Genomic DNA, 18,566 nt, shown 5'->3' with positions numbered 1-18,566 from the left:
TACACATTCTAACAAATTAGTTTATATGTTGTCAATCTATTTAACGAAAAAAAATTTCTTTAATAATTTTTCTTAAATAAACATGATACAAAAATGTTACATTTACAATTTTAAAAACTATATCTTTACGCTTTATTACTAAAATTAAAAGGATTGAATTCTATGCAATACAAAATTCAATCCTTAATTTTTTAAAATATAAACTGGTTATTTTAGAATTATTTCATAAAAAATTTTTGTTATTTATAATTTTTTTTATTATTTTAAAATTTCTCCTATTATCTCCTGAACTTTTTTCTCAGCATCCTCTCCTGATGCAACAGCAGTATTCTTCTTACTTTCTGTCTGACTGTTTTCCAATGATGCAAGCAGATCCTGAGAGGCTGTTTTCTTGGTAATTTTTACATCAACATAGCTTCCTATACCGATTAATGTTTTTTTCCCTTTGTTATTTACCGCTATTCTTACAGAATTTATCCCTTTTTCAGGTATTGGTTTTATATTTATTATTACACCTTCATATTCCTTGTTATCCACACTGCTTATGAGTTTCACAATACTGCCTTTTACTGCCTTGCCCAGTTCTTTAGTAGGAATCATGACATCTGTATAAAGATAATTTGAATTAACTGTTTTAAACAGTTCCTGCCCCTGAGTTATCTCCTGTCCCTGAGCTACATATAATTCTGTTGTTACTCCTGAATTCACCGCAAATATTTTTGTACTTTCATAATTAATAAAAGCTTTTTTATATTTCTCTATTGCTGCTGTTACCTCTGGAGCTGCCAGTACCTTTTCTTTTTCTACGGGAATCATCTTTTTATTGGCAACTTTGGTATTTACTACCTTTGTTTCTGTGACAACAGCCGAAGGCCCGTTTTTCTCTCTTTCTCTGGCTCTGTTAATTTCAGCAAGACTTTGTTCATATTCCACTCTGCTTATCAGACCGGCATTATATGCTTCCCTGTCGTTTCTAAATTTTTCCTCGGCTATAAGTATTTCCTTAGAATATGTTTTTTTCCCGGCTGATGCTACTGTTTTCTTTGTAGTCACGGGTACAGCCTTTACTTCCTCTGTTGTTACCTGAGTATAGGCATTTCTTGTCAATGCTGCTCTCAGTTCTTTTTCCGCTTTATCAAGCTCATTTTTATATTCCGGATTTTCCACTGTTATTAGAAGTTCTCCCTGTTTCACCGGTGTTCCTTTTCCCAAATTCATTTCTGTTATTTTTCCGTTAATTTGTGAAACAACAGTTTTGGAATCCCCGTTTACAAGCCCTTTTATTTCTTTTGATTCTGCCTTGGCAGCTTTAGGTATTTTTATAGAAATTTTGTCTCTGAAATAATAAATTCCTCCCCCTGCTGCTCCGGCTGCAATAAGAAACAGCACTGCAAACAGAAGTTTTCTTGCATCCCCTTTATATTCCTGATGATTTCCCTGTTGATACTCATCTATATTTTTTTTACTTATTGTCAAAGGAGTGTTCAGATTTTTAGGAACATTTATATTCAAATCTGTTTTTTCACTTTCCGGTTCTATCCGGTTTTGCTTTGTCTGGGAAGTAATTTCCCCAAAATATTTTGTTCTGTCTTCTGATACCATTTCTACTCTGTTTATATTACTTTTTTTATTTTTTGTTGGTTCCATTCTGACCTCCTAAACTGTAGATAAAATCTACCTCACTGATAAATGATTTAAAACCAAGTTGTATATTATTAAGTTCCTGTGTCAGATAATTATATTGAATGTTATAATAATCGTATTTTGAAACCATTCCGGCATCCAGCTTATTTTTTTTATCTGCAAAAATATTTTTCTGCTCTTCAAAAATTTTATTATCATTTACAAAGTCTGAATAAGCTGATTTAGCATTTCCCAAAGCTGAGTTTACTTCATTATATGAATTTATTATTGTATCATTATATTGTTTCATTGATTTCAGCAATGCAGCTGCAGGTTTCTGATCAAAATAGCTGTTTTCCTCATATCTCTGAAAGTACAGACTGTCAGTTATTTTTTCTCTTTTTGCTGTTTGTTCATATGCTGTTATATTTTCACCGTCACCTGTAATCCAGAAATTGTCATAACCTGATGCAGTATACGGATAAAGACTTTCTTTTTCCGCTTTTATTATCATATAATAAAATCCTGCATCCACTCTGTCCTTTATACTATCTGATGCTATTTTGTCCGGTCTTTTTATTTTTGTGTATATTTCTGTATCAGGATTGCTCTTTATACCTGCAGTGATATTTTTTACTCCCTGTTTATTTCCGCCAAGAAGAATTTCCATACTTCTTTCAGTTGTTCTTCTATTTGCCGCATTTTCTGTAAGCTGATTTTCCAGTGCTGTTTTCAGGCTCTGGACATTTATAAGGCTTTCCCCGTCGCCTCGTTTCAGGCTTAATTTTATTTCCTCAAGTTTTTCCAGTTCTACAAGAATATCAAGTCTTTCTTTTATGTTTCTTTCTTCATTCTCAAGATATATATAATACCCGTATAATTTTGCCGCAAGCATAGAAACACTGCTTGAAGCCCACTTTGCCGCAAGCTCTAATACTTCCAGCTCGGAATTTTTATTTGTTGTCATAGCATCCAGCCTGTTTATCAGATCCCCTGGATAAATCAAACGTATTTTCAAACTGTCAGGCCCGTAAAAATCACCTGAAACAAGCTTTACTTCATTATTTTTTTTACTAATTCTTTCGGGTTTATCTGTATTTTCTTCCTTCTTTGTTCTGTTAAAACTGCTTTGTATGTCTGTCATTTTTTTCTGCATAGTTTTAGCATTTGTGCTTGCAGTAAATGCACTGCTTATAAAATTATTCAGTGTCTCGTCACTATACCCTGTCCACCACTTGTTTGTATACCCGTATAATAGTTTATAATCAATCTTTGCATCTTTTTTAGCCTGCTCTATTATATTTTTATAATCCTGGCTCAAAGTGTTTGCTTTGTTGGAAAATGATACAATGCCCGTAAAGATCAGCAAAACTATAATCTTATTTTTCAATATTTACCCTCCTGTTGGAAATTTTAGATATTAACATATTTAAATCTCCGTTTTGAAGAAAATAAATTTTTAGATATGTTAACCTCTTATTGTTTATTATACTAAAAGTACCGTATTAGTGTCAATTATATGAAATGCACTATTATAAAATAAAGGAAAAATGCTCCTGCATTTTGCTATTTTTACTGTCTGCAGGAGCATTAAAAAATTTATTTTCTGGAAAATATTTTCCCCAGTTCTTCCAATATATTTCCATTTCCGCTTATCTCTATATTTCCTATTTTCTCTACTATCTTTTCTATATATTCCATTTCTTTCAGTCTGTACAGAGTTTTGTTCTCTTCCATGACCTTTGCGGTATTCAGAAGACTTCTTGTAGAAGCTGTTTCTTCCCGTCTCTTTATAGTGTTTGCTAATGCACTCTTTTCTGCAATAAGAACTGTATTGAGAATTTCTTTTATATCTCCCGGAAGAATTATATCTTTTATTCCTGCTTCTATGAATTCCACCCCGTATTTTTCTTCCTCTTTTTTTATTCTGTTCAGAACAAATTCCGCTATTTCATTTTTATTTTCCAAAAGCTGCTCCAGATTCTGCATTCCTACATATTCTCTGAGTACAATCTGAAGAAGTATATAAATTTGATTTTCAAGATTATTTATCTTTTTGTAATTCTTCAAAGGATCGGTTATTCTGTATTGTGTAACAAAATTCAGCCTTAGCGTGATCTTATCCTTTGTTAGAATTTCCTGCCCCTGTAAATCCAGCTGTTTCAAACGCAAATCCACATTTATAAGCTCTTTTTTATCAGTACCGTTCCAGAAATAATAAATTCCCGGCGTCAAAGTTTTTTCATACTGGCTGTTTTTTATCAAAAGACCTGCTTCATAATCTTTTATATCAAATTTTGAATACACTCCTGCTAGTCTTTCCAGAATATTGTGATATTTTTTATCAATTTCACCTTCCATATTCAGATCTATAATATCAAATTCATTTTTTTCCAGCTTATTCCAGAATAAATATTCCCCTGTAAGATATTTCCCTTTATAAATACCATTTTGAGACCATATCAAAAGTTCTTTTTCCTTTACTTTCTTTACATCAAAACTATCTATAAGTCCCGGATTTTTATCAAACATCTTTTTCATTGTGTTATTATATACAATTGGTGTTCTCAAATCGAATTTTGTAAAGCTGTTTCTGTAATATTTTTTGGAAACTGCATATTCACCCTCAAAAAATACATCCTCAAATATGCCGTTTCTATAATAAAGAGCCATATTGTAGTCTTCCACTTCCACTGTATCAAATGATGAACTCAGTGTCCATTGTGAAAATACATTTTTTAATTTTGTATCTATCTTAAATAATTGTGTTAAGTCCAGCTTTCTAAAGCTATTTTCACCCAGAACTTTCCAGAAAGCATATTTTCCCTGATAATAAGCCCCTGAAAATTTATTATCCTTATAATATAAAAGAAGTTCGTGTTCATCCACTTCCACTACATCAAGTTCTTCTTTCAGTTTTTCATTTTTTAATAAAATATCAAGTTTTATTTTTGCCTTTAGCAAACCTTCACATTCATATACTTCAAAATTTTTATTAAAAAAGCCAAAATTATTGTAAATTCCTTCTTTCAAATAATCTACGAGCTTTCCGTCCTTAAAGACCAAAGCTCTTTGTCCCTCATTTACTATATACTTCATTATTCCTCCTTTTTAACAGGTATTTTCGGGAAATTCCCACTCCACTGCAGAAATGGAATCCGGCTTAAGCTTTACTTATCTTTATATGTAAAAAAACAGTAATTTTATAGAAAATCTACATTAGTTGCCTGCAAATAGTCTTATAAAACACGGATAATTTAGATAAAAAGATTCGTAATGCGGTATCTGCCGAAGTACAGAATTTTTACAACGGTATAAATGCCAGGCATTTATACGGGCTTTTCCCTGAATACCTTATTTTTTTCTACTTTGTTTTTAACATTTCCAATTTTACAGATTGGCTGTTTCGCACTTTTAATCCCGAGTCAAACGCGTAAATAAGTTGGATGCTTACCAATTAGCTTTCAGGATACGAGATCCTGTTTTGGATTTGAACCAAATCTTCCAATTACATGGTGGAACAAATTAGATTCGAACTAATATTCCCAAAACTTTTCTCATTATTTTAGATACTCAAAGAATAATATTCCAAGCACGGGATCACAATGACATGATCCTCACATAATGATACTCTGTTTTTTTATCGGTGTTTTCCCATTAAACTATTATCCCATATTCTATTTAGGATATCATTTTATTATAGAATTGTAAATATTTTTTAAAAGTAAACAAACATTTTTATTGACTTTTTTTATATTTCAGAAAACTTTCAGTTTTTTAACAGTCAATTTATGGTATAATGTTCATATTAAAAACTTTTGGAGGTTTGTTTAGAAAAAAGTAATTATTTTTCTTGTGTTTATTTCAGCTTTTGCATACTCAAAAGAAAACTATTTAAAAATAGGGTTAGGTGGATTTTTTAGAAAAGATATCTACAATTTTGAAGATAAATACCAGTTTTACCCTCTTCCTGCGGCAGCTTTGGAATATAACAACTTTTATTTTATTGCTCCCCTTGAAGCAGGTTATCATTTATATAAGGATGAAGATCTCAGAATTACTGTTTACGGAAGGTATAATCTTTTTACAGGTTATGATTCCGGTGATTTTAAGGACTATCTGAAAAATATGGATGACAGGAAAGATGATCTTCATATTGGATTAAGAGGGTGGTATTTTGCAGGTCCTACTAAGGTTACTTTCACTGGTTTTGTTTCCACAGACATACTTAATAAAAGTAACGGGACTCTTGCAGGACTTGAGGTCGCACAGCCTCTCCCGCTGGGGAAAAATACTCTTGTGGCTCCTTTTATAAATATGCAGTATTTCAGTCAGAACTATACCAACTATTATTTCGGAATTACAGACAGTGAAGCAGCAAAACTGACTAATATTGACCCGTATGTTCCGGGAAGTTCTTACAAAATAGCTACAGGTATTAAAGGATATTCCAATATTACCGATAATGTGGAACTTATATTTTCAGGAGAATATAACCAATATTCCAATGAAATATCAGACAGTCCGCTTACAAGAGGAAGCGGTAATTTCTCTATTTTATTTGGTCTAAACTACAAATTTGGATTTTAATGTAATCAAAAAATATTTTAACAAATAAAATGAGGGTTTCTTTTTAGAAGTACCCTCATTTTTTATTTTAATAATTTATACTCTTATTTTCCTAACTGAAAACGTGATAAACTCTTTCTTCCTTTATTTCAGTTTCTCCGCCGTGTCCGGGATAAACTACTATATCTCCGTCCAGTTCCATTATTTTATTGATTGATTTTCTTAGTGCCGAAAGACTTCCGCTGGGAAAATCTGTTCTTCCGTATGTCATTTTGAAAATAGTATCTCCGGAAAACAGAAACTTCTCCTCTCTGTTTAGATAACATACACCGCCTTGAGTATGCCCCGGAGTGGCAATCACTTCAAGCCCGCATACCTTATCTCCTTCATTAACTCCTATTACTTCCACATTTTTGGAAAGTCTAAAATCAAGATCATACCATAAAGACAATGATAATGTAGAATCATATAAAAACTCAATGTCTTTCTCTCCTATGTAAACAGGAACCTTTTTATAATCAATTATATCAGGAACACCTATTATATGGTCATAATGACCGTGTGTAAGAAGTATTCCGGTAAGATTAAGATCGTTTTCTTTCATATATGCAACTATTTTTTTCATTTTCAGACTTCCGGGATCTATTACACAGCAGTTTTTTTCATCATCTATAACCAGATAAGTGTTTCCCTGTGTATCCATATTTACAAAAAGCTTAACTTCCAATCTCATCACTCTCTTTCTTGCCGATATATATATCCATTTGCGGAAATGGGATTTCTATATTATTTTCATCAAATTTTATTTTTATTCCCTCATTCAAATCATATTTTACAATTCCATAATCTTCATTTTTTACATAAACATATACAACAAATTTTAATGCGGAATCACCCATTTCACCTAATCTTGCAACAGGCTCCGGACTTTTAAGAATTTTTGGATGTCCGGCTATTATTTCATCCAATATTTTTTTCACCTGGCGTATATCGCTTTTGTAGCCTACACCATAGGTCAGATCGAGCCTTCTCACTTTATTTTTTGATAAATTTCTAATTACATTGTTTGTGACTATCCCATTTGGAATAATTATCAGTTCATTTTGAAAATTTTTCATTCTTGTATAAAATAATTCTATTGATATTATCTCACCGGTATATTTTCCGTATTCCACCACATGTCCTATTTTAAAAGGCTTAAATACAAGAATCATCAATCCTCCGCAAAAATTCCCCAGTGTTTCCTTAAAGGCAAAACCGAGAACAATTCCCAAAGCTCCTAATAATGTAGTTATTGATGAAAGATCTATACCTACTATATCTATAACTATATAAAATAAAATCACATAATATATGAGTGAATAAATTGATTTTATAAAACTTGATATGCTTCTCTCTATACGGCTTTTTTCCAAAAACTTGTTAACTGCTTTGTCAATATATGTTTTACCGTATCTTGCCACATAATACACAGTCAGAGCCACTATTATATTCAAACCGTGCTTTTCCAAAATTCTCATCAGATTATCCAGTGTGAGCTGTTTAATATCAAATTTCATTCTTTGTTCTCCTTTTTATCCTAAACATTAAATCTGAAATACATCACGTCTCCGTCATTTACTATGTATTCCTTACCTTCCAGTCTCATCGCTCCTTTTTCCTTAGAACCCTGCCAGCCGTTATTCTCTATGAACTTATCATAAGCTACTACTTCTGCTCGGATAAATCCTTTTTGTATGTCTGTGTGTATCTCTCCCGCGGACTTCTGTGCATTTGTTCCTTGTCTTACTGTCCATGCCCTTACCTCTTTTTCACCTGCTGTAAAGTACGTTATAAGCCCAAGAAGCTTAAACCCGGCTCTTATAAGTCTGTTAAGACTTGGCTCTGTTATTCCCAGTTCGTCTATGAATTCCTGTCTTTCTTCTTCGTCTTCTATTTCTATAAGTTCTGCTTCCACTTTAGCTGAAAAAACTACTACTTCGCTGTCATACTGCTTTGAGAATTCTCTTACTATTTCTACATATTCATTAGTCCCTTTTGCCAAATCTTCTTCTGATACATTGGCTGCGAACATCATAGGCTTTTTTGTAAGGAGCTGATATGTTTTTAGAAGTTCTTCTTCATTTTCGTCAAATTCAAAATTTTTCAGCAGTTTAAATTCTTCAAGTTCTTTTTTACATTTTTCTAAAACAGCTACCAGCGATTTTGCCTCTGTATTCCCGCCTCTTGCCAGTTTTATATTTTTCTGCATAGCTCTTTCTACTGTGTCTAAATCAGCAAAAATAAGTTCTGCATTTATAGTTTCTATATCTCTTATGGGATCTACAGAACCTTCTACGTGTACTATATTGGGATCATCAAAACATCTTACTACCTGACATATTGCAGCAGTATTTCTGATATTTGTCAGAAACTGGTTTCCAAGTCCTTCACCTTTTGAAGCTCCTTTTACAAGTCCTGCTATATCTATGAATTCTACAGTTGCTCCCATTGTTCTCTGCGGGTTTATTATCTTTGCCAGTTCATCCAGTCTTGTGTCAGGTACACTTACCATTCCTATATTTGGTTCTATTGTTGCAAACGGATAATTTGCCGCCTCGGCATTTTGTGTTTTTGTAATTGCATTAAATAAAGTAGACTTTCCTACATTAGGAAGTCCTACTATTCCTATTCCTATCATTTATTTCTTCTCCTTCTGGTTTTCCGGATCATTATGCTTTTATGCGATACTTCCGGTTTTCTTTACCTTATTTGATCAATTTTATTGTAATTTTTCACTTTAAGATTCCAGTATTTTATTCAGCTTTTCCAGTATTTTTACCAGCTGCCATTTTTCCTTGTCAGTAGCTTTGAATAAATACAGCAAATCATAAACAGGAAGTATTCTTATCCCCCCTGCGTAAGGAAATTCCTTTCCTACAATGTCTCTCATATCATTAAAATCTTCTTTTATAAACTGCCTTGTTACCAGTTCACCTACTGTTACTATAATCTGGGGATTCACAAGCGCTATCTGTGCGAGCAGATATTCTTCACATGCCTTTATTATCCTCTTTTCGGCAAGTTCCCCTCTGGCAGTACATTTAAAAAGATTTGTCATATATACCTTATCAGTCTCAAATTTTGAAAACTCAAGAAATTTCAAAAAATACTCCCCTTTTTTATCTATCAAAAGTATTCCCCTGTTATCTTCCTGTTCACTTATCTGATCCAAAATAAACATTACTTTGCTTGTTTTGTCCCCTTTTCCCAGTATTGGATTGCTTCTCACTTTTTCAAGGGGGCATTTGTGGCATATATTTATTTCCATTTCCAGTTCATCCCAAATATTCATCATAATACCTCATATATAATTGTTGCTTTCTCAGTTACCACTTCCAGCTCCACATTGATTCTTTCCCTGTCTAAAAGCTCCTTTACTGTATTATACGCCAGTTCGGGAGTATTGTTATCACCGCTTATATGAAGCAGATATACTTTTTTCAGTCTGCTTGTTGCTACTTCTGTAATTAATTTCGCTGCTTCCCCGTTTGATAAATGGCCGTTTTTACTTTTCACCCTGTTTTTCAGATTCCAGTGATACGGGCCGTTCATAAGCATATTAAGGTCATAGTTACTTTCAAGAACAATAACATCGCTGTTCTTAAAATTCTCTTTTACTACTTTATCTGCAAATCCTATATCACTTGCATAAGTAAGTTTTTTACTGTTATATTCAAATGAAAACCCCAGACATCTCTCTGCATCATGCATTACATCAAAGCTCTTTACGAAACATTCCCCGAATATCAAGTCCTGTTCTATAAAATTAAGATTTTTATCCTCTATTTTCCCTATCTTTTCTTTTATACTGTAATAACTTTGTCTGGAAATATATATCGGTATGTCGTGTTTTCTGCTGAGTACCCCCAGTCCCTGCACATGGTCGCTGTGTTCATGTGTTATCAGTATGCCGTTAATATCACTTATATCTCTGTCTATTGATTCCAGTTTTTCTATTGTCCTCTTTCCGCTGAAACCTGCATCAATTAAAAATCTTTTATTACCCATCTCTATATAACTGGAATTGCCGCTGCTGCTGCTCCCTAATACTGAAAATTTCATTCTATTTCCTCACAAAAAAAATAATTTACTTTCATTATATCATAATTTTGATTATCAATCCATTTTGAATTTTATTTAGATAATTAAATATTTTACCTTTCTTTTTTATTAGTTTTTTTTAACAAACATGCGTTTTCCGATTTCTTATTGTATTTTATTGTTCCCAAAGCTGTTTTTATAAGGATATTCTAATACATTATTTAAGAAATAATTGTGTTCTAACTATTTTCATAGCCTAGAACATACTTTTGTCTGCTGTATGTCAGATGTTGAAATTGTGCGATATAATTCCGAGTATTTTAAAAGACCGGAAAAATCCGGTCTTATTTTTTATATTCTTTACACTCAACAGTATTATCTTTTACAAATTCTATAAGAAGCTTTCCTGCTTTTTCATGGAAGTTAACTCCGTTGTCACTTTCATAATAAGCACCACTTGCTGAAACCTTTCTTTTGAAATCAAATGTCTCATCCTGCTGATCTCTCAATATAGCAGTTTTCCCATCTGCGCTATACTCAATCGTTAAAGCTGAGTCATAAGGGCATGTATAATTTACTTTTCTAGGCTTCTTCTCTGCTTGATAAACATTACTGCAGTCAACTAATAAGACAAGAAACATTGCTAAAATTATTATTTTTTTCCTTGACATTTTATAACTGGTCTAACTCATTATACTTTAAATCACTTAATTTTTTCAACAATTAATTTATTACCCTGTACATTTGACACTGTATAGTTTGGACTAATGAATTCTTCTATAGGTTTATCAGTTTTCACTAAAGTCATTTTGAAATTATTAAACTCATGCATTTCAATTATCTTCTCACTACTATCTATAAATCTCATACCAAGGCTCCCATTTTTGTATTCTTCCAGTATCTTATTATCTATAAGTCGAATCACTTCTGTGACCACATGATTTTTCAAACCTTCTTCTGTAATATGTGGGAGAACCTGCAGAAGCTTTTCTGCTTTCATATTTTGGTCTGCAATGGGGTGTTCTGTCCCCTCGTCTGATACCTCAGGTGTAATGTTGTCAAAATAAGCTGATATTTGATTTTGTAATCTCCCAAGTGTACCTGTTCTTCTTATAATACTTATTACCTCTTCCCTGTAGAGAATCACCATATTGGCTAGTGTTTTCGGTAAATTAGGGTTTTCTTTTTTAAAATTTACCATCTTGTGACCGTTTATCAGAACTTTATTTTCTCCGGCATAATGGTGTACAGTATAAAGGGAGCATCCTACAAGATACGCTAAATCCCTCATACTCATCACAGGCACACCATTATAATATTTCTTTATTATTTTATGTTCTTTTGGTTTTGGTAATGTTAGTTGTTTTGGTTGATTAATATCATACTTTCCAGTTTTTCTGATGCTTGGTATAACTTCTTTCGTGATCCAGTTTGAAAATTCTTTTGCTTCTGGTTTGTCACTTCTGAAAAGTACTTTATACAAACCACTTTCATTGATTATATTGGCTTTCCCCTGACGACCTATGTTAAACATAGACCGTTCATCTTCGTCTAATCTACTGGCCATTTGAGTAATATTTTTTATTCCTAAAATTTTACAGATATCAGTCAATACAAACCAGATTTCATTGTTAATTGTAACTGTTCTTACTTTTCCCAATTTTTCATTATTAAATATTTCAAATTTTTCCATTTTAATTCCTCCGATTTTTATGAAATTGATTTTTCAGAGGATATTTGTTATAATACAATTGTTGGTTAGGTATTATAACAATACCTCACATATAGCCTTTACACACCACTGTAAAGGCTATTTTTTTCGTTTACTCAAATATTCATCTACCAGCCTTCTAATTATTTCGCTTACATTAGTTTCTTCTTCTATAGCTATATATTTCAGCTCTTTTACTTGCTCTTCGGGTAGGTATATTTGAGTCCTTTTCATTTCCAAGCTCACACCTCCTAACTACATAATTAATATACACCACATCTACATGTCGTGTCAAGAATTATTTTTAATTATACAGAACTATCAAGCCTCTATCTGTAAGAAATGCTAAATCCACTGTCCCCATAACAGGTACACCATTATAGTATTTCTTTATTATTTTATGTTCTTTTGGTTTCGGTAGTGATAATTGCTTAGGTTTATCCAGAAAAGCTGCTGCAAGGACATCTTTGGCATGGAGTTGGTAATCTACGAGCTTTTTTGCCAACTCTTTTTTTTCATCAATCATATTGGGTGTGATTCTAATCTTTGCCAACCATAACGGTAAATAGTCAAGTTCTATCGCTAATGCCTGATTATACTTATCAAATACCCCTGTGTCAAATTTGACACACCCTTTCCTAAGTACAATATCACTTTGAATATTTTTAACTTGTCTACGCTTCATATCCTGTGACATTCCTAAATTTAAACAAATATTACTTACTCCAACATACAGTTTCCCATCTTTCATAACAGCCAATACTTTATCACTGTTAAATTTCACTTCTTTTTTTACGATTTTCATAATTTTACCTCCAAGTTTGATTTTTTTCAAATTTTGGAGTATAATATACTCGATGTGTGAGGTATATTATATCTCCAATTGAAGTCGGTTTTACGAGAACCGACTTTTTATTTTTCTTCCGATATTGGAAAATTAAATTTTACATTTTTTTTAGCCATATTAAAATCTTTATTTAGTCCTAAATCGTATAAATCTGAAATTTTTCGTATATACAGATGTATTGGTTTCAGATCATTTATTTTAAAATGGCAACTGTAAGTATACCCATTCTTTTTAGCATTTTCGTCTTTGAAAATATAAAACTCTGTATACATATTATAATCTGTAGTGTTATACAAAGTAACTGAATCCTCTTCATGTAAAGTCTTACTTATCTTTTCTAATTGATCATACCGCCCATAAAAAAAATCTACACTTTTATCAATAACTTCTGCTTGAGTCAGTTTAAAAACTTTCGTAAGTTCTAAAATGTTTTCAATCGTTTTTTCCTTCAATCGAAAAGATTTTAAACTTGTCTTCTGATCATTATCTGATATATTTTCGCTCATGATTCCTCCTTCCTATATTTCGTTTTGTATTTGTTTTAGTAATACAATTATATCACAAAAAGTTATAATGTCAAGCCCTAAATTTCAATATAATAAAAAGCACCCGTGTAGAGTGCTTAAATTGGCTAGCTTTCAAAAAGTCTATTGATTTTACCATGAATCTTTTGAGTAAAAATTTCTATTATTTCTTTAGATGCTTCTACAAGATGTCTCTCTTTATCAATTTGATCAATTATCTTTTGTTGCTCTTTCAAAGTAGGAACTGGAATTTTCAATAAACTCAGTCTGTTTGCATTAAGCTGTGGCTGTGCCCCACCTGTAACAAGCAATCTGACTTGTTCCCAATAATAATCACTTAAAGAGAAATAAAAATAATATTTGGGCAAAACTTTTTTATTTAATTTTAAGCGAATTAAGTATGATGCAAAAACAGCAGCTTCATTTGAATCAAAAAGTAAAGTCTTCCCATAAGTAGCTCCAATTCTTGCCACAAGTAAATCATTCTGTGTCAATTTAAATTTTTCATTTTTATTATTGCTTCTTATATACTTAGACTCTTCTTTTTTAAGAGTTCCGTCAAAATCAATATCAGTTATTCTAATATATCTCACATTACCGTCTGTATTTGATGTATCAGTATAACCATATTCAAAATCACATATTTCATCTAATTTGTATATTTCCCAATCAGGTTTTATTTCTAAAAATGGTTTATAATTTTTCACAATAGAAACCGAGGCATCTATAATTTGAGCACAATTATTAATTTCTGATACGATCATTTTTTGTTCCTGAATCGAGGGTAACGGAATTTCTATTTCGCATAGGTCAGAAAATTTCAAAGTATCTCTAACACTACCATATGCTTTTTCAAGGATTATTTTCTTTAGTTTTTCATGTTTTAATATATGCTTCAAATATGCTGGATAAAGTTTTTTATTATCACATGCAAAAACAACATACATGGGACTAACGCATCCTAAATTATTACTCTCATTTAAAGCAATTGAGCCCACATTTATTCTTGAAGGATTATATGCAAATTCAGATTCTCCAACTATTTTATAGTTACTAATATTCTTAGAAGCCACCCTTTCAGAAAATACTTCTTCTTGTTTCACAAACCCCTCTGTATTACTTACAGTCCATATATCCATATCTAAAGATTTAACTTTTTCTTTCTTTTCAAATATCAAATTTCCTAAACTCTCAATTCTATGATTACTTTCGATCTTATATGAAATGTAATCATTTATTAGTAATCGATAATCATTACTTTTTACATCTTTTAAATCCAACAAGTTGAAACCGAACTCAATTTTTTCATCAACATTATTATTATTTCTTTCTGATATCAAAATATCTAAATCATTGACACCTATTTTTTTTTCTCTTTTTGAATTAAAAGTGTATCCATCATTTTTTACTGCAAAATGCCATATTTTTTTGTCTTGATTTTTGGAACCTTTAAATAAAAGTATGCTTGTTTTAACATCGGTATAGGGTTTAAAAGTACCTGCTGGTAAAGAGATTACACTCTTTAATTGGTGCCTGTCCATTATAAACTTTCTGGTCTTCATGTATTTCCTATCATATAAAAAACCATCTGGTACTACTAAGGCTGCCCTAGAATTCTCAGTATTTTTTAAGGCCTTCAAAGCATGTTGTACGCATATACTATTGCCTTGATTCGTTGGAACATCATATAGATGACCGTATTCTGTTGTTTGGGCAAAAGGAATATTTGTAATAACTATATCATGTTTACTTTCAACAGGATTGGCTAAACTATCTCTTCTTTGTATATTACTATGCCCATCTCCCATTAAAATCATATTCATTTTAGTTATTCTTGCAGTATTAGTTATTTCATTCCCAAAAATTGTATCCTTTCTTAATAAATTAATCGCTTTTATGTTTTGAGGAATAGAATTTCTAATATGCTTAAAGCTTTCTATTAGCATCCCACCTGTTCCACAGAATGGGTCATAAACAGTTTCACCTAACCGGGGGCTTAATAATTTAACCATAGTTTTTATAACATGTCTGGGTGTAAAATATTCACCTAAATCCTTGCTCCCAGAGTTATAGGAACGCAAAAAATACTCAAACGCATCACCTTTTACATCTGAATTAATATCGGTTAACTGAAGATCATCCAATCGTCCAACTATTCTTTCTAAAGTATATGGATTTTTTATTAACAATGGTTGAAATATAGTTTTATCATATTTATCTTGAAATTTTTTTAAAACGATATTATTCACATAGTCTAATAATTCTATTCCTTTTTTATTTTTAAAAAAATTCCATCTGTATTCTCTTTCAATAATACTTTGCTCATAAACACTATTTAGTTCATCTTTAATATCTTCTAACTCACTTATAAGTTTTAAGAACAGAATGTTTGAGAACTCACTAAATCTCTCCACTCCCGCAGTCAAACCCTCACTTCTTAAATAATCATTCGATTGTTTGAATATATTTATTAGTTCTGAACGGGATTGAATCACTTTCTTATCAAGCGTACTTACTTCATATGATCCCTCATTTAAAAATTTCAATGCAGTTATTTCTCTTATTAGCTCATCAACTTCCTCATTATTAATAATTAATGGCTTCATTTCGTCCTTATATAGTGTTTTTGTAAACACACCATCTGTTGCTATAACTATGGGTGCCTCAATTATATCTGCATATTTTTTACCTTGAATAATTGCATTATTTATATTCTCTCCTGGCCGTTTTGCTTCTATTACTATTAAAGGTTGATTGCTATTTGATTTATATAATACATAATCAGGCTTTAAACTTCCTAATTTTTTATTTTGTTCCTCTGTTTTAGCTTGTTGCTTAAATACATTTCTTTCAGGATCAGTTCTAAGATCTTTCCAATTTAAATTTTTCAATTGATAATCTATTGTCGTTTCCACATCCCTCTCTATTACTTTCAACATAGGATACCTCCATAAAATTAAGTTCAGCACCCTTAAGAATACTGGGCTTTTGCGTATAATATCTTTAAAAATCTATACTAACCATTGATTAATTATATGAAATTTTATGTCCTTAGTCAATTAAAAAGTAATATAAAACTCCTCAGAGCATTATAATTCTACTATATTCTGTACAAATTCTAACTATTTTCAATTTATAAAGACAATTATAATTCCAATAATTACCCATGATTTCTTTTTGCCTTTTCCTATAAATTTATTTACGTTTATTACAAATAAAAAAAACCTTTATTCAAAATGTCTACAAAAGAAAGCTCCCCCTAGTCTCTTTGCAATATGATATTACCTCATTTTTTTTTATTCGTCAAATATTGAATAAAAACTATTGACTTTTTTAATTTGTATGGTAAAAATATATTGGCATGAGATAAATAACAAGTAGTGAAACAGTTTTATATTTTAACTCCTTGAGATACCTCCCTAATTGGGAGGTTTTATTATATATGAATTTAATTCTTGACTTTTTGTAGTTTGTATGGTAAAATATTATAGAAGGTATATGAATTGAAAATAGATAAATAGCTAACTGTCATTTAAGAACGTCTCCACGTTTTTTGGCTGACCTCCCTTTAATTGGGAGGTCTTTTTATATTAAAAGAGCCTTTAAAGGCTCTTCTAAGAGAAGTGATTACACACATGCTACTTTCTTCTTCACACTTCTCTATAAAATTATTTTATCGTATAATACTTTTATTATTTTTGTCTTTAACTTGTATGCGCAAAGCAAGTCTTCTTAAAAAGAACCCAATAATTAATCAGGTTCTTCATCTTCCTTATTTAATCTCTCAAATACTTTTCTCAAAAACTCCGGTATCGGTACTCCCATTTCTGAAATATTTTCCAATATTGATATTCCCTCATTTGCTATTATAAACACCAATACCAGCGTTCTAAAACTCATTCCATTATCAGATATCAAACTCGCTTTATCTAGCCAATGACCTATTAATATCATTGATAAAAACATGGTTTTCTTTAGTATGCCTTTCCTACTTCTGCTACTACTTACGACTCCGTTATGCCATGCTTTTACCAGTCCAGTTGTAAAATCCAATACAATGAACATAAAAGCCCCCTGTATTAATATATCAAAGGCTCCGAACAGATATGTAAATATTGCCAGTACTCCTGTTGTTATTATTGTCAAATCCAATTTGCTCATCTCCTGCTCCTTTCTACCACTTTATCCCCGTTTTTATTCCTACTCTGGCTTCTTCTAACTTATTTATCTGCCCTTCTATATATCCTTCTAGATATCCCCTGTCCTTTTCTGTTATCTTAAGGTTTGTTGAAGTATTGAAATCCTTTGTTGTATATTTAGTATTATTAAGTATATTATCCACTGTTTTTGATACTATTACATCTGGTATGCTGTTTATTACACTGTCCTTATTATTTGTAACTACTACTTCTTTTGCTACTTCCAGTAAATCTATTTCCGGCCAGAATAATTCTATTATAAATTTCCAGACTTTATTTCTTGTACTGCTTAATACCCATGCTCTTAAAGTATTCAGAAGGACTGCCAGTTTTACCTTATTTAATAGCTTACCACCTTTGATATCTAACATTTTTACCAGATATTCAGTAATGTCTTTTAATTTCTTTTTCTTGTACAGGAAATATATTCCTGCTACTGCTATTACTACTGCCAATATTATATATATTTTCATTTTTGATACCTCTTTCTTTATATTTTTAGAGGATGGCCTTAATCATCATTTTAAGGACACCCTTTATTTTCTTGCTTTCTAGCCCTTTATATATTCTGCTATTGCCTGGGCATAACTTTTCCCCAGTTGTTCCTGTACAGCATTAAGCGTGGCTATATCCCTGTCATTTGATATAAATCCACTTTCTATTAATACTGCCGTTGCTTTTGTTTTTTGGAATAATGCATGTCCTCTCGCTCCACTCATATTTGGCTTTATTCCTCTGTTTTTTAATTTGGTTATACATAGGTTAGCATCTAGCATTAATTTGGCTAACTCCTTACCTTTTGAGCTCGTAGGATAATAAAATACTTCTACTCCGTTTCCTTCATTGTAATCCACAGAATTTAAGTGAAATGATACAATAATATCATCTTTTGTACTTATTCTGTTTATTTCATCCGGTAACTTAGAAAACCTTTCACTTTGTATTATTACTTCATGATCTACTTCCATTTCTTTTAAGTATGGAGATACATATTTATTTACCAGATCATA

The 18,566-nt window shown here is 31.4% G+C and carries 18 protein-coding genes; 1 reads left to right on the top strand and 17 read right to left on the bottom strand.

The genetic code is table 11. The features are described 5' to 3' along the window. Positions 1-258: 258 nt before the first annotated feature. The 3 genes from NK213_RS10575 to NK213_RS10565 all read right to left on the bottom strand — a co-directional run bounded on the left by NK213_RS10575 (position 259) and on the right by NK213_RS10565 (position 4,722). Entirely contained in the window at positions 259-1,647 is a 1,389-nt protein-coding gene (locus NK213_RS10575; RefSeq protein WP_253348929.1) for an HlyD family secretion protein, read from the bottom strand. Further along, entirely contained in the window at positions 1,628-3,013 is a 1,386-nt protein-coding gene (locus tag NK213_RS10570; protein WP_253348928.1) for a hypothetical protein, read from the bottom strand. Before NK213_RS10570 ends, NK213_RS10575 begins: the two co-directional genes overlap by 20 nt. Positions 3,014-3,222: 209 nt before the next feature. Continuing rightward, positions 3,223-4,722, bottom strand: coding sequence for a slipin family protein (locus NK213_RS10565; protein WP_253348927.1), 1,500 nt, complete (start codon positions 4,720-4,722; stop codon positions 3,223-3,225). Positions 4,723-5,478: 756 nt separating this feature from the next. Here NK213_RS10565 and NK213_RS10560 point away from each other — a divergent pair. After that, a complete protein-coding gene (locus NK213_RS10560; protein ID WP_253348926.1) occupies positions 5,479-6,213 on the top strand; it encodes a MipA/OmpV family protein in 735 nt (244 codons plus the stop codon). 91 nt (positions 6,214-6,304) lie between these two features. Here the strand turns inward: NK213_RS10560 and NK213_RS10555 are convergent, their stop codons facing one another. The 14 genes from NK213_RS10555 to NK213_RS10490 all read right to left on the bottom strand — a co-directional run. Beyond that, positions 6,305-6,925 (bottom strand): MBL fold metallo-hydrolase, encoded by a 621-nt coding sequence (locus tag NK213_RS10555; RefSeq protein WP_253348925.1) that lies wholly within the window; start codon positions 6,923-6,925, stop codon positions 6,305-6,307. Next, positions 6,909-7,751 (bottom strand): mechanosensitive ion channel family protein, encoded by an 843-nt coding sequence (locus NK213_RS10550; RefSeq protein ID WP_253348924.1) that lies wholly within the window; start codon positions 7,749-7,751, stop codon positions 6,909-6,911. Before NK213_RS10550 ends, NK213_RS10555 begins: the two co-directional genes overlap by 17 nt. A 20-nt stretch (positions 7,752-7,771) precedes the next feature. Further along, positions 7,772-8,872, bottom strand: a complete 1,101-nt coding sequence (gene ychF / locus NK213_RS10545) for a redox-regulated ATPase YchF (protein WP_253348923.1) — start codon at positions 8,870-8,872, stop codon at positions 7,772-7,774. 99 nt (positions 8,873-8,971) lie between these two features. Further along, on the bottom strand, positions 8,972-9,529 hold the full coding sequence (locus tag NK213_RS10540) for a uracil-DNA glycosylase family protein (RefSeq protein ID WP_253348922.1): 558 nt from the start codon (positions 9,527-9,529) through the stop codon (positions 8,972-8,974). Further along, positions 9,526-10,296, bottom strand: coding sequence for an MBL fold metallo-hydrolase (locus NK213_RS10535; RefSeq protein ID WP_253348921.1), 771 nt, complete (start codon positions 10,294-10,296; stop codon positions 9,526-9,528). Before NK213_RS10535 ends, NK213_RS10540 begins: the two co-directional genes overlap by 4 nt. Positions 10,297-10,619: 323 nt before the next feature. After that, complete coding sequence (locus NK213_RS10530; protein WP_253348920.1) at positions 10,620-10,946, bottom strand: MliC family protein; 327 nt, start codon at positions 10,944-10,946, stop codon at positions 10,620-10,622. A gap of 32 nt (positions 10,947-10,978) precedes the next feature. Continuing rightward, the gene (locus NK213_RS10525) at positions 10,979-11,968 is read right to left on the bottom strand and encodes a Bro-N domain-containing protein (protein ID WP_253348919.1); all 990 of its coding nucleotides are present in this window, start codon (positions 11,966-11,968) and stop codon (positions 10,979-10,981) included. A gap of 117 nt (positions 11,969-12,085) precedes the next feature. Next, positions 12,086-12,220 carry a CopG family transcriptional regulator gene (locus NK213_RS10520; RefSeq protein WP_253348918.1) on the bottom strand — a complete coding sequence of 45 codons (135 nt, stop codon included), beginning with the start codon at positions 12,218-12,220 and terminating at the stop codon, positions 12,086-12,088. A gap of 70 nt (positions 12,221-12,290) precedes the next feature. Continuing rightward, positions 12,291-12,791, bottom strand: coding sequence for a phage antirepressor N-terminal domain-containing protein (locus NK213_RS10515; RefSeq protein ID WP_253348917.1), 501 nt, complete (start codon positions 12,789-12,791; stop codon positions 12,291-12,293). Positions 12,792-12,898: 107 nt separating this feature from the next. Beyond that, on the bottom strand, positions 12,899-13,339 hold the full coding sequence (locus tag NK213_RS10510; protein WP_253348916.1) for a hypothetical protein: 441 nt from the start codon (positions 13,337-13,339) through the stop codon (positions 12,899-12,901). 125 nt (positions 13,340-13,464) lie between these two features. After that, positions 13,465-16,296 (bottom strand): N-6 DNA methylase, encoded by a 2,832-nt coding sequence (locus tag NK213_RS10505; RefSeq protein WP_253348915.1) that lies wholly within the window; start codon positions 16,294-16,296, stop codon positions 13,465-13,467. Positions 16,297-17,107: 811 nt separating this feature from the next. After that, entirely contained in the window at positions 17,108-17,518 is a 411-nt protein-coding gene (locus tag NK213_RS10500; protein ID WP_253348914.1) for a holin family protein, read from the bottom strand. Positions 17,519-17,531: 13 nt separating this feature from the next. Next, positions 17,532-18,029 carry a hypothetical protein gene (locus NK213_RS10495; protein WP_253348913.1) on the bottom strand — a complete coding sequence of 166 codons (498 nt, stop codon included), beginning with the start codon at positions 18,027-18,029 and terminating at the stop codon, positions 17,532-17,534. Positions 18,030-18,107: 78 nt separating this feature from the next. Continuing rightward, positions 18,108-18,566 (bottom strand): N-acetylmuramoyl-L-alanine amidase (locus NK213_RS10490; RefSeq protein WP_253348912.1); only part of this gene is annotated, 459 nt, incomplete at its 5' end.

This window comes from Sebaldella sp. S0638, from assembly GCF_024158605.1.
GTDB lineage: Bacteria > Fusobacteriota > Fusobacteriia > Fusobacteriales > Leptotrichiaceae > Sebaldella.
Note: the sequence above shows the minus strand (reverse complement) of the source record. Positions and strands in the feature narration are given on the sequence as shown.